12 protein-coding genes are annotated in these 12,261 nt (G+C 36.3%); 3 read left to right on the plus strand and 9 right to left on the minus strand.

Features of this window, described 5'->3' with window-relative positions:
* Positions 1 to 198: 198 nt before the first annotated feature.
* Together BPMYX0001_RS17120 and BPMYX0001_RS17125 are read left to right on the plus strand one after the other, a co-directional pair.
* Positions 199 to 417 carry a hypothetical protein gene (locus BPMYX0001_RS17120; RefSeq protein ID WP_003200003.1) on the plus strand — a complete coding sequence of 73 codons (219 nt, stop codon included), beginning with the start codon at positions 199 to 201 and terminating at the stop codon, positions 415 to 417.
* Between the two features lie 373 nt (positions 418 to 790).
* Positions 791 to 1,180 carry a DUF3915 family protein gene (locus BPMYX0001_RS17125; protein WP_006095857.1) on the plus strand — a complete coding sequence of 130 codons (390 nt, stop codon included), beginning with the start codon at positions 791 to 793 and terminating at the stop codon, positions 1,178 to 1,180.
* A gap of 97 nt (positions 1,181 to 1,277) precedes the next feature.
* On the opposite strand, the gene ptsP is transcribed toward BPMYX0001_RS17125, so the two are convergent.
* The 4 genes from ptsP to glcT form a co-directional block, all read right to left on the minus strand.
* A complete protein-coding gene (gene ptsP / locus BPMYX0001_RS17130; protein ID WP_003199999.1) occupies positions 1,278 to 2,990 on the minus strand; it encodes a phosphoenolpyruvate--protein phosphotransferase in 1,713 nt (570 codons plus the stop codon).
* Complete coding sequence (gene ptsH, locus BPMYX0001_RS17135) at positions 2,990 to 3,253, minus strand: phosphocarrier protein HPr (protein ID WP_000411078.1); 264 nt, start codon at positions 3,251 to 3,253, stop codon at positions 2,990 to 2,992. Before ptsH ends, ptsP begins: the two co-directional genes overlap by 1 nt.
* A gap of 135 nt (positions 3,254 to 3,388) precedes the next feature.
* A complete protein-coding gene (ptsG, locus tag BPMYX0001_RS17140; RefSeq protein WP_006095858.1) occupies positions 3,389 to 5,449 on the minus strand; it encodes a glucose-specific PTS transporter subunit IIBC in 2,061 nt (686 codons plus the stop codon).
* A 336-nt stretch (positions 5,450 to 5,785) separates the two neighbouring features.
* Entirely contained in the window at positions 5,786 to 6,634 is an 849-nt protein-coding gene (gene glcT / locus BPMYX0001_RS17145; protein ID WP_003199990.1) for a glucose PTS transporter transcription antiterminator GlcT, read from the minus strand.
* 165 nt (positions 6,635 to 6,799) lie between these two features.
* Here glcT and BPMYX0001_RS17150 point away from each other — a divergent pair, with 165 nt between their 5' ends.
* The gene (locus BPMYX0001_RS17150) at positions 6,800 to 7,618 is read left to right on the plus strand and encodes a Cof-type HAD-IIB family hydrolase (RefSeq protein WP_006095859.1); all 819 of its coding nucleotides are present in this window, start codon (positions 6,800 to 6,802) and stop codon (positions 7,616 to 7,618) included.
* Positions 7,619 to 7,692: 74 nt separating this feature from the next.
* Here the strand turns inward: BPMYX0001_RS17150 and phnF are convergent, their stop codons facing one another.
* The 5 genes from phnF to scpB form a co-directional block, all read right to left on the minus strand.
* Complete coding sequence (phnF, locus tag BPMYX0001_RS17155; protein ID WP_077293862.1) at positions 7,693 to 8,424, minus strand: phosphonate metabolism transcriptional regulator PhnF; 732 nt, start codon at positions 8,422 to 8,424, stop codon at positions 7,693 to 7,695.
* Complete coding sequence (gene nagB, locus BPMYX0001_RS17160; RefSeq protein ID WP_006095860.1) at positions 8,354 to 9,142, minus strand: glucosamine-6-phosphate deaminase; 789 nt, start codon at positions 9,140 to 9,142, stop codon at positions 8,354 to 8,356. The genes phnF and nagB overlap by 71 nt, the downstream gene beginning before the upstream one ends.
* 4 nt (positions 9,143 to 9,146) lie before the next feature.
* The gene (gene nagA, locus BPMYX0001_RS17165) at positions 9,147 to 10,289 is read right to left on the minus strand and encodes an N-acetylglucosamine-6-phosphate deacetylase (RefSeq protein WP_033797066.1); all 1,143 of its coding nucleotides are present in this window, start codon (positions 10,287 to 10,289) and stop codon (positions 9,147 to 9,149) included.
* Positions 10,290 to 10,556: 267 nt separating this feature from the next.
* The gene (locus BPMYX0001_RS17170; protein WP_018766083.1) at positions 10,557 to 11,459 is read right to left on the minus strand and encodes a ComEC/Rec2 family competence protein; all 903 of its coding nucleotides are present in this window, start codon (positions 11,457 to 11,459) and stop codon (positions 10,557 to 10,559) included.
* 74 nt (positions 11,460 to 11,533) lie between these two features.
* Positions 11,534 to 12,109, minus strand: a complete 576-nt coding sequence (gene scpB / locus BPMYX0001_RS17175; protein WP_018766084.1) for an SMC-Scp complex subunit ScpB — start codon at positions 12,107 to 12,109, stop codon at positions 11,534 to 11,536.
* Between the last annotated feature and the right edge of the window lie 152 nt (positions 12,110 to 12,261).

Genomic DNA, 12,261 nt, shown 5'->3' on the forward strand with positions numbered 1-12,261 from the left:
CGTAACGTACGTACTCTTNTNTTTTTTATGTTATTTCTTTGTAATATTCCAACATATATAAACAGTAGTTTATTTCTCTATCCCCTTTAAAATCACAGTATTTTGTCGAATTTTGTTATACAATGAAATATAAAGGATGTATTTTTGTTACAATTATGATACAATAGTAACAAATAGATAACAAGAGAGGGATTTTCATTGAATTCATATGGAAGCTTTATTGCATTTTTAAGCTATGCCGTAACTGTACTGCTTCTATACTTTATTGGAGATGCCACAAATATTACAATGCTACAATTCCCAAAAGAAAAAGCACTCCAGCTAGAAGAAGGATTACATATCTCACAGTCTATCGTACCATTACTGTTGGCTCTTCCCGTATATGCAATCGTTTTATATAAAAGTAAAAAAGTGTAAAGGATACCTCGTTATAAATAAAGGTATCCTTTTCTATGTATCCAGTTATGCGTGGATAGTAAGACTCACCTAAAGATTTTTATTGATTCAAAGATGATCATAACCAGTGGGGGTCTTACTGCCCTCAAATAGCGGGATAAATAAGGAAAAACTACCCGTGAATTTCAGATCCTTGAATAAAGAAAAAAAAACAATAATAAAAGTTTCGACCTCCCTCCCCCTGTCATTTATCCTTATCCAAATACCATTAAGTAACAAATACCCCTCTAGTTATTTAAAATAAGAAAATATCCCAGTAAAAATTCCACGTTCGGTCCAATCACCACATATACAACTTACATACATTATAAGTGTGAAGGGGGTGATGAGAATTATGTTTGGATCTTTTGGATGTCGTGAAGATTTTAGAGAATGTCATCGTGGTCATTGCTGTGATCGTGATCGTGATCGTGATCGTGATCGTGAAAGAGAAAGAGAAAGAGAAAGAGAAAGAGAAAAAGAAAAAGAAAAAGAAAGACACCATGTATGTAATGTCCTTAGACACATTGCAATCGGAACAGAAATTTCTCTTTTAACTATTAAAGGTAACGTTACTTTCAGAAATGTTATTTTTGAAGGGTTTTCTAACGGCGTTGCTCTTTTCTCCGCTTTAAATACGGGAGATGACAAAGATAATAAAGATGATAAAAATAACATGAACACAAGTAAATTCACAGGTATTTTACGTGTTTGCCCAGAGGATATCATAGCAATCGCTATCTAATTCTGCTTCGTATCCTCAAAATCATAAAAATCAAATCTAAATTTAGTATATAAAAAACCTGAGACCGATTTCAATCGGCTCAGGTTTTCTTTTATTATTAGATGCTTTTAACTAATTCAACAACTTCTTCAGCAGTTGACATTGTTAATGCTTTTTGTGCTAACTCTTCCATTTGTGCTTTTGACAACTTGCTTAGTTGTGTTCTTGCAGGAAGGATAGATGTTGCACTCATACTGAATTCATCTAATCCTAATCCAAGTAGTAACGGGATTGCAAGTGAATCTCCTGCCATCTCACCACACATACCAGCCCATTTTCCTTCTTTATGAGCAGCATCGATAACCATTTTTACAAGGCGTAAAATAGATGGATTATACGGTTGGTATAAGTAAGATACACGTTCATTCATACGGTCTGCAGCCATTGTGTATTGGATTAGGTCGTTTGTTCCGATAGAGAAGAAATCAACTTCTTTTGCAAACTGATCTGCTAATACTGCAGAAGCGGGAATTTCTACCATCATACCTACCTCAATAGCATCAGAAACAGTTGTACCAGCTTGAACAAGTCTTTCTTTCTCTTCTAATAAAATTGCTTTTGCTTGACGGAATTCATCAAGAGTTGCAATCATTGGGAACATAATTTTTAAATTACCATATACGCTTGCACGAAGCAATGCACGAAGTTGTGTACGGAACACATCTTGTTCTTCAAGGCATAAGCGAATCGCACGGTAACCTAAGAATGGGTTCATTTCTTTTGGTAAATGTAAGTATGGAAGCTCTTTATCTCCACCGATGTCAAGTGTACGAACAACAACTGGTTGATCTGCTTTTACACCTTCAAGAACTGCTTTATATGCTTCGAACTGCTCTTCTTCTGTTGGAAGATTGTCACGACCCATATATAAGAATTCTGTACGGTATAAACCAACGCCTTCTCCACCATTGTCGATGATACCTTGTACATCATTTGGTGTTCCGATGTTTGCAACAAGCTCAACATGATGCCCATCACTTGTTACAGTTGCTTGATCTTTTAATTTCGCCCATTCAACTTTTTGTTCTTCGAATTTTGCTTTCTTTTCTTCGAAAGTACGAAGCGTTTCTTCAGATGGGTTTACAATTACTTCTCCATCTAGACCGTCGATAATTACGATATCGCCGTTTTGGATTTTCTCCATAACAACTTTCGTACCAACAACAGCTGGAATTTCCATAGAACGAGCCATAATTGCAGAGTGAGATGTACGTCCACCAATATCAGTCGTGAAACCTTTTGCATAGTTACGGTTTAATTGTGCTGTATCAGATGGTGTTAAATCTTCAGCAATAATAATTACTTCTTCAGAAATCGTACTTGGATTTGAGAAGTTAATTCCTAGTAAATGTGCAAGAACGCGTTTTGTTACGTCGCGAATATCCGCTGCACGCTCTTTCATATATTCATTATCCATGTTTTCAAACATAGTAATGAACATTGTTGCAACTTCGTCCATTGCAAATTCAGCATTTACTTTTTCATTATTTACTTTATCTTTTACTGGATTTACTAGTTCTGGATCATTCAATACTAGTAAATGTGCTTCAAAGATAGCAGCTTTATCAGCACCAAGCTCAGCAAAAGCATGGTCTTTAATTGCTTCTAGTTCAGATTTTGCTTTCTCAAGCGCAGCGTCTAAGCGTACAATTTCTGCAGCTTCGTTCGTAATCGTTTTCTTTTCAATGTTAAATTCAGGATTCTCAAGTCTGAAAGCCTTCGCAATAGCAATCCCACTTGATGCAGCGATCCCTTGAATGTTAAGAGTCATTATTCTCCTAATCCTTCGTTTTTCATAGTTTCTTCGATAGCTGCTAGTGCTTGAGCTGCATCATCACCATTTGCAGTGATTTTAATTTCTGCGCCTTGTTGAATACCTAAAGACATAACACCCATGATTGATTTTAAGTTAACGTTTTTACCGTTATACTCTAAGTTAATATCAGCACCGAATTTGCTTGCAGTGTTTACAAGTAGAGTTGCTGGACGAGCATGAATCCCTGAGTCGCTAGTTACTTTAAAGATTTTTTCCATAATAATCTATCTCCTTTAAATACAGTATTTTTTCGGTTGTATAGACGTGAGTACTACATCATCTATTGTATATAATAGGCGATGTTCGGTCAACCACATCGCCCATTATAATTATAGACATTTTGCGTCAATTTCTTACTGAATGTCAATAATATCGGCTTCGCCTTTCTTGACATTGCCTTCTTTTTTCAATTCAACTTGTTGTCCTTGCCCTAAATTCGTAAAAATAATTGGTGTAATAATAGATGGTGCATTTTCTTTTACAAATGCGATATCTACTTTCAATAATGGTTGTCCTTGTTTCACTTTATCACCTTGCGTGACAAGTGCTTCAAAACCTTCACCATTTAATTTTACAGTATCAATACCGAAGTGAATTAAAATTTCTTTTCCACCTTCAGATTGAATACCAATTGCATGTTTTGTTGGGAAGACATTGACAATCTCACCGTCAACTGGAGAAACGACTGTTCCTTCTGCTGGCTCAATTGCGAATCCATCCCCCATCATTTTCCCTGAAAATACTTGATCAGGAACTTCTGTAATCGGTAGAATTTTACCTTCAATCGGAGATACAATTGTTTCATTTGTATCCGCTTTTTGTACAGTTTCTTCTACTTTTACAGGTTTTTCTTTTTCAACATGAGGTGTACGACCCGACATAATATCATGAATTTGTGATTTTAATGTGTCAGATTTTGGTCCAAAAATAGCTTGAATGTTATTTCCTACTTCAAGCACTCCCGCTGCCCCAAGTTCTTTCAAACGATCTTTGTTTACATTTTTTTGTTCGTTAACTTGAACACGTAAACGTGTAATACAAGCATCTAAAGAAGCAATATTCTCTTTACCACCAAGCGCTACTAATACTTCACGTGGAAGTTCACCTGCTTCTGTTTTCCCTGCGCCATCAGTATCTGTTGTTACTTCACGACCAGGTGTTTTTAGATCCCATTTGCGGATTGCAAAGCGGAATCCGAAGTAGTAAATTACTGCAAGTGCAAGACCAACAACAATTACCCACCACCATGCTGTACGGCCTGGTAAGACACCAAATAGCATAAAGTCAATTAAACCACCAGAGAATGTCATCCCAATTTTAACACCTAAAATGTGCATTGTCATAAACGATAAACCAGCAAATATAGCATGTATTCCGAACAATACTGGTGCTACGAATAAGAATGAAAATTCAAGTGGTTCTGTAATACCTGTTAGGAAAGATGTTAACGCAGCAGATCCTAAAATACCAGCTGCTAATTTTTTATTTTCTGGACGTGCTTCATGATACATTGCTAAAGCTGCTGCTGGAAGACCGAACATCATGAACGGATATTTACCTGTTGTAAATGTACCAGCTGTTAACTCAACACCATCTTTTAATTGTGCCATAAAGATCTTTTGGTCACCGTGTATAATGTCACCCGCCGCACTTGTATATTGACCAAACTCAAACCAGAATGGTGCATAGAAAATATGATGTAATCCAAATGGAATTAAAGAACGCTCAATTAAACCAAACACAAATGCCGCTAACGTTTTATTCGCATCGATCATTTGATGTGAGAATGCATTCAAACCGCCTTGAATTGTCGGCCAAATAAAGCACATTACAATCCCTAAAAGTAAAGAGAATGTTGCTGTTGCGATCGGTACGAAACGCTTACCTGCAAAGAATCCTAAGTATGATGGTAATTCAATATTGAAGTATTTATTATAGCAATATGCTGCTAATATCCCGACAAGAATACCCCCAAACACTCCCGTTTGAAGTGTCGGAATACCTAATACATTTGCATACGCTTGATCTGTAAAACCAGTTTTAACTGGAACTTTGTCACTTACAATTGTAACAAATTTTTCTACTCCTAAGAATACGCTCATCGTTTTGTTCATAATTAAGTATCCAACGAAGGCTGCTAACCCAGCTACTCCGTCTCCACCTGCTAATCCGATGGCAACCCCTACTGCGAATAATAATGCAAGGTTTGCGAAAATAATATCACCAGATTGTTCCATAATTTTTGCAACTAGAACAAACCAATCTGCCTTTAAAGCAGGAACTAGATTTGTTAACTGTGGATTTTGAAATGCATTACCAAATCCAAGTAAAATACCTGCAGCCGGTAAAATTGCTACTGGAAGCATAAGCGCTTTTCCGACTTTTTGAAGAACACCAAAGATATTCTTAAACATGAAAACCCTTCCTCTCTTATCTATATTGTGCTTTTCGACAAACGCCAAAAAGGCATGAGGAAAAAAAGATAGAACGATAGCTATACAAAGGGTAGTATGTCCCTTTCTCTAGCTTACATTCCTGACTTTTCTCCACTCATGCCTGATCGAATCAGTAACACGTGTCAAAAATAGGTTTACGTATAAGTTCACTACTTTAGAGCAAACGTTTTCGTTGTTTGCCTTAACTTGTTTGTCGAATTTTGTATAACTTTGCATGACTTATTATACAAAACAATTGTAAGCGATTCAATCATTTTTTTTAACGTTTTCATTTTAGACAAAAATATATGTCTTTTACACATGTTCTGCTTTTACTAATCTTTGCAAATGCATCGTTAAATAAATACTCTCCGCTTCATATACAGGGAGCTGTAATTCTTTCTGCATCACCTTCACAAGCTTCCAAGCTAGATTATAACAAACTGGATACTCTGCTTTTAATAACTCAGCAAACCCTTGTGCTTCTTCTACCTTCTCTCCCTTTTTCACTCGTTCAATTGCATATTGTAAATGACGAATAAGGCGTAAATAATGAATACTTTCTGGATCTAATGTAAGGTGTAGATTTGTTTCAATTAATGAAACAAGCTTTGCAATAAGACGGGAGTTTTGATTAACAGCAGATACATCAGAATTTGTGAGTGAACTATAAATATGAAGTGCAATAAAGCCAATTTCCCCTTCTGGCAATGTAATTTGCAAACGGGAATTTAAAAGTTGTACAACTCCTTCAGCAATTTTGTACTCTTCTGGATACAGCATTTTTGTTTCAACTAAAAAAGGATTATCTATTGTAAAGCCCTGTTTCAGTCTTTTAATTGCAAAAGAAATATGATCGGTTAAGGCAATATGAATATGCTCGTTTAATGGTGACTGCGCCTTTTCTTGAATATACATCATAATATCGTTCATCAGTTCAATTAACTTTTCGCTCACATGTGGCACTAAAAGCTTATATTGTTCACGGTCACGTTCATTTTTTAAAACAAACATTTTTTCAATTTGCTCCGCCTTTAATACATCTTTCGTTTTCTTTCCAAATCCAATTCCCTTGCCAATCACTACTACTTCCTCGTGTTCCTGATGACTCGCAATGATTACATTATTATTTAAAACTTTTTTAATTTCTAGATAACTATTCATATAACACCACCCTCGTACTTAAATAGCCTACTTTTATGTTACAGAACATCCTTCTTTTTCGTCAATGCAAAACATCTACCATTTTAGAAAAATTCATTTTTTAGACATGATTGCACGAGATGCGTATAATGTAAGAGCAAATGTACATAGAAAGGAGAATGCAACATGATTAAAATGTTTGTAAGCGATATTGACGGCACAATGATGCAACATGGCGGCATGATTGATGAGCAAGATGTTACAGCTCTTCGCAATCTTGCAGAACAAAATGTGATTCTTTGTTTCGCCTCCGGTAGGCTTGATAATGAAATCGCTGGTTTAATGAAAGAGGTTGGTACCACCTTCCATCGCATTAGCGTAAATGGTGTATTCGTATATACCCATGAGAATAAACAATTATTGTCTGCAACATTTGATTCGAGCATTTTGCCAGATTTGTTAGCGATGACGAAAGAAGAACCGTATTTTCGTTATGTAAGTGATGAATATAATTATTACATTGAGGAAAAAACACCATTTATTCATGAACTTGAGAAACAAGTTACAATGACTTCTGTTGAAGAACCAAACTTATTACAAAAAATTGATGATACAATTTTTCCTAATAAAATTTCTGTTGGAGGCACAAAAGAAGACTTACAAGTACTTCAGAAAAAAATCAATGAGAAATTTAGCGGCAAAGTCAGTACCTTTATCTCCGCTGAACAATGCTTAGATGTCATGCCACCAAATATTAGCAAAGGATCAGCAATCTCTATTTTATTACAAGAGTTCCAAATAGAACCTGAAGAAATTGCTTGTATCGGTGATTCTTACAATGATATTCCTATGTTCAATTTAACATCTCATAGCTTTGCCATGTCACAAGCTGACGATGCAGTGAAAGAACATGCACATTATGTCGTAGACTCTGTAAAAGACGCTGTAGAACACGTGGTAACTTACAACTCAAAACAAAACAAAAATACGACTCATTCCCTGTAAGGATGAGTCGTATTTTTGTTTCTCTACATACCCAATGAATTGAAAGTTTAATGTATTTCACAAAATAAAATACACTACTTGTTTCGTGAAATACTCGTAATGAACTTATAACGATCACCACGATAAATACATTTCACATATTCTAACGGTAATTCACCTTCTGCATATGACCATTGTCTCATTACAAGCACAGGTGCTTTTTTAGGTATATGCAGATGTTCCGCTTCATCATCCGTTGCAATTGAAGCTTCAATTGCTTGGGTAGCACGAACAAGTTTAAAGCCTAACTTTTTCTCTAAATGTTCGTATAAAGATTGTTGCAAAATTTCTTCGTTAATATCTTTTACAAGAGTTGGCGACAAATATGTCGTCTCAAAAGCAATCGGTTCGTCATCGGCTAAGCGGATACGCCTCACTTCATACACCGATTCCCCCTCTTGAATTCTAAGCCGGTCTGCTATTTTAGCAGTAGCTGAAACTAGGCGGAAGCTTAATAACTGACTGCTCGGTTTCATACCACGGGAAAGCATATCCTCTGTAAATCCCGTCATCCCTTGCAGTTTTTGCTCCACTTTTGGAAGCTGAACAAACGTTCCAATTCCACGCTTTCGATATAAATACCCTTGTTCCACTAAATTATTAATTGCCTGTCTGATCGTCATGCGACTTACTTCGAACTTATCACAAAGTTCATTCTCAGATGGAATTTTATCTCCCGGCGTCCATTCACCGTCCTCAATTAGCTGTTTCACCCACTCTTGAATCTGATAATAGATCGGAAATGGTGAATACTTGTCGATGTTCATCAGCAATCGCCTCACTGCATAAAGATAGAGCTTCTGGATCTGCGATTACGGTTACATTCGGATGACGTTGCAGCACTGTAGCAGGACACGCTTCGCTATACTCACCTTGCAATAATTCTCTGATTGCTTCTGCTTTTTTCGGTCCCATAGCAACAAGTAGAATTTGTTTCGCTTTCATGATGCTTCCAATCCCCATTGTAATTGCATGAGTTGGTACATCTTCTTCTTTTTCAAAGAAACGAAGGTTTGCTTGGCGTGTAGACTCTGTTAATTCAACAATGTTAGTTGGAGAATCAAAAGATGTTCCTGGTTCGTTAAATCCGATGTGACCGTTTTCACCGATTCCAAGAATCTGTAGATCAACTGGGTTAGCTGCTAGAATGCCTTCATAACGCTTGCACTCTTCTTCTAAATCACTTGCCATCCCGTTTGGTACATAAGTTTCTTTAAAGGGAAGATGATTAAACAACTGTTCTTGCATAAAATAATGATAGCTGTTTTTATCTTCGTGTGGTAAATTTACGTACTCATCTAAGTTTACAGTGGTTACACGGCTTGTATCAAGTTTATTTTTTCGCATTTCTGCATAAATACCAAGTGGAGAGCTTCCTGTAGCCATTCCTAACGTTGGATTTTCCTTTGATTTTACAACTTCTTCAATTAATTTACAACCTGCTTCTGCTAATTCTTCTGGCGTTTTTACAACAAGAATATTCATCTATTTACTTCCCTTCCTTCATATGAATTCCTAATCGAACCGTATCATATACATGTAGATCTTCCGTCATGACAACAAAGTCCGCATCTTTTCCTACTGTTAATGCCCCTTTATTCGTTAATCCAAACTCTTCTGCTTGGTTAACTGATGTCATAAGTACAGCGTCCTCAATCGAGCATCCTGTAAATTCAATTACATTTCGGAATGCTTGGTCCATTTTCAAGATACTACCCGCTAACGTTCCGTCTTCTAAACGAGCGCTGCCGTCTTTCACATGTACAGGCTGTCCACCAAGCTCATACAATCCATCTTCTAAACCTTTTGCACGCATCGCATCAGTAATGACACTTACTTTTTTAGGACCTTTTAATTTATATGCTAATTTCACCATATCTGGGTGAATGTGAATACCATCTGTAATCACTTCAACCATTACATTTGGGTTCAATAACACGTGACCGACAACACCTGGTTCACGGTGATGTAAACCGCGCATTTGATTGTATAAGTGTGTAGCATGTGTAATGTTTCTACTTTTCAATTGTGCATCAACTGCATCTGTATGGCCCATTGTACCAACAACACTCGTTTCAGCAAGATACTTTTCAAATTCTACTGCGCCTTCTTCTTCTGGTGCATACGTTACTAATTTAATTAGATTGCCACTTGCTTCTTGCCATTGTTTAAATTGTTCAATATTCGCCGGAACGATATGTTCAAGAGGTTGCGCCCCTGCACGTTTTTTTGAAACATATGGTCCTTCTAAATGAATATATTCAAAATGCGCTCCTTTTTCTTTCGCTTCTTTTGCAGCACTTAAAGCCGCTTCAATTGCTTCTGGAGCTTGCGTCATTGTTGTTGGGAAATAAGTTGTAACCCCTTCTTTTAACATTTCTTTACCAAGAGTTACTAACCCATCGCTATTCGCATCCATCGCATCAATATCGTATCCACCATGAATATGAACATCGATCATACCTGGAATCACAATTTTTCCTTCTGCGTCAAAAACCGTTTCATTTTCTTGTGATACATATTGAGCCATCAAACCAATTTCTTCAATTTTTTCTGCGTAACGAATAAATCCACTTCCCATTACTTCGTGACCTGTATAAATTTTGGCATTGATGACAACTTGCGTTTTCATTTTCATCGATCCTTTCCCATGGAATACCTACTTGTTATTATTACCTATTTGCCTAACCCCATCTTAATATATACACGAGTAGTTGTCTATACATTCAAATGAAATTTCCTTTTCTCTTAGTAAAAAAGGAAATTTATCTTCTTTAATTATAATATATATTATTCTTTTTTTCCAAAAGGAGACAATGCATCTTTTATGAAAACGAATACCAATTCCTTGTTTCCATTTTCCTACTTAGCATTCTATTATACAGTTTTAACTACTTCTTTACTTTAACAATGGAAGCGGCGTATTTGACCATATTGCAATATGGTCTCCATCCGTTTCAATTTCTACCGTTCGTTTATCCGTTGTATATGTCATGACACCATATCTCTTTAACCTGTTTACTACACTTTGATGTGGATGCCCATATGGATTTTTTTTATCATAAGAAAGAATAGCAAATTGAGGGTTTGCCTCCTCTAAAAATTGTTCACTAGTTGACGTATATGAACCGTGGTGACCTACCTTTAAAACATCAGCATGTACATCATATTGCTTTATTATTTTCTTTTCAGTTTGTATATCCGCATCTCCCATTAGCAAAAAATCAGCTTTACCATATCGAACTTTTAAAACAATTGATGATTCATTATTTTCATCCTTTGACTTCCCATTATTTAATACTTGAATTGAAACTTGGGGATCTAACGGTATATGCTGTCCTTGTTTTACACGAACAAATGGAATTCCCCTCTTTTTAATATCGTTCCTATACGTATGATATGTAAAAGAACTATAGGTTTTGCCGCTATCTAATACAAGTGAAACTGGCATTTGTTCTATAATCGGTATAAGCCCTCCTATATGATCCATATCTGGATGCGTCCCTACCACAACATCTAAATGGTTAATTCCTTTTTCAATTAATTTCTGAATAATTACCTCTCCAGCCTCATAAGGTCCTCCATCGATTAACATTGTTTGACCATTAGGTAAAATAATAAGTGTGGCATCACCTTGTCCTACCTTAAAAAAACTCACTTTCATTCTTCCTAAATGTGGACGTTGCTTGGAAAAAGAGGACACAGTATGAACAGACGTCATATATCTTTTGACAGATGTGCTGTTTAATGAAAAACATATTAAAACAGAAACTAGCAATAGAATAATCCGTACAACTTTCATAATTCGTCTCCTTTTTTCATTTAGTATGGCACGAGTCGTATTTCATATACAAAAAAGCTTAGCAATGCGCTAAGCTACGATTTTGACAATTCCTGCAAGGATCCAAAGAATAAGTCAGCTTCATTCATTTGTTCATTTTCTTCAGAAAGGGTTGGTAAATCATCTAATGTTTGCAGTCCAAACGTATCTAAGAACTCTTTCGTAGTACCATATAAAATAGGGCGCCCTGGTCCTTCTGCCCGGCCCGTTTCTTTTATAAGTAAGTGCGATACCAATGTTTGCAGTGCTCGATCTGTTTTCACACCACGAATTTCTTCCATTTCCGTTCTTGTAATTGGCTGGCGATAAGCAACAATCGCCAATGTTTCAAGAGCAGCCTGGGAAAGAGACGCTGCTGTTGGTGTATCCATTAATTTTTGATAATAAGGCGCATGTTCTTTTTTTGTGGCAAAGCGATACACTTTTGCAAATTGTACAATTTGCAACCCTCGCTGTACACCTTCACATTCCCTTTGCATTTCCTCGATAATCTGAATTACATCTTTCACTTCAATTTCAAGTACTTTTGCAATTTGTTCCGGATAAACTCCTTCATCACCCGCAACAAATAAAAGCCCCTCAACAATTGCCATCTGTTCTTTTCTATCCAACATACAATCTCCTTTCTCATATCTTTCCATACAAAAATATCCACAATAAAAACCGAATCACAGTATATTGCGACCGGTCCAACATTCCTTTTATCGTTCCAAACAAATTTATGCGAAACCATGATCAGCGGGGATTATTTCCACTGATCATT

The organism is Bacillus pseudomycoides DSM 12442 (genome assembly GCF_000161455.1).
GTDB classification, from domain to species: domain Bacteria; phylum Bacillota; class Bacilli; order Bacillales; family Bacillaceae_G; genus Bacillus_A; species Bacillus_A pseudomycoides.

What these genes read in the sequence shown, in the direction of transcription:
- BPMYX0001_RS17125 (WP_006095857.1), top strand. Translation starts at nt 791, where the DNA reads ATGTTTGGATCTTTTGGATGTCGTGAAGATTTTAGAGAATGTCATCGT.
- ptsP (WP_003199999.1), bottom strand. Translation starts at nt 2,990, where the DNA reads ATGACTCTTAACATTCAAGGGATCGCTGCATCAAGTGGGATTGCTATT.
- ptsH (WP_000411078.1), bottom strand. Translation starts at nt 3,253, where the DNA reads ATGGAAAAAATCTTTAAAGTAACTAGCGACTCAGGGATTCATGCTCGT.
- ptsG (WP_006095858.1), bottom strand. Translation starts at nt 5,449, where the DNA reads ATGTTTAAGAATATCTTTGGTGTTCTTCAAAAAGTCGGAAAAGCGCTT.
- glcT (WP_003199990.1), bottom strand. Translation starts at nt 6,634, where the DNA reads ATGAATAGTTATCTAGAAATTAAAAAAGTTTTAAATAATAATGTAATC.
- BPMYX0001_RS17150 (WP_006095859.1), top strand. Translation starts at nt 6,800, where the DNA reads ATGATTAAAATGTTTGTAAGCGATATTGACGGCACAATGATGCAACAT.
- phnF (WP_077293862.1), bottom strand. Translation starts at nt 8,424, where the DNA reads ATGAACATCGACAAGTATTCACCATTTCCGATCTATTATCAGATTCAA.
- nagB (WP_006095860.1), bottom strand. Translation starts at nt 9,142, where the DNA reads ATGAATATTCTTGTTGTAAAAACGCCAGAAGAATTAGCAGAAGCAGGT.
- nagA (WP_033797066.1), bottom strand. Translation starts at nt 10,289, where the DNA reads ATGAAAACGCAAGTTGTCATCAATGCCAAAATTTATACAGGTCACGAA.
- BPMYX0001_RS17170 (WP_018766083.1), bottom strand. Translation starts at nt 11,459, where the DNA reads ATGAAAGTTGTACGGATTATTCTATTGCTAGTTTCTGTTTTAATATGT.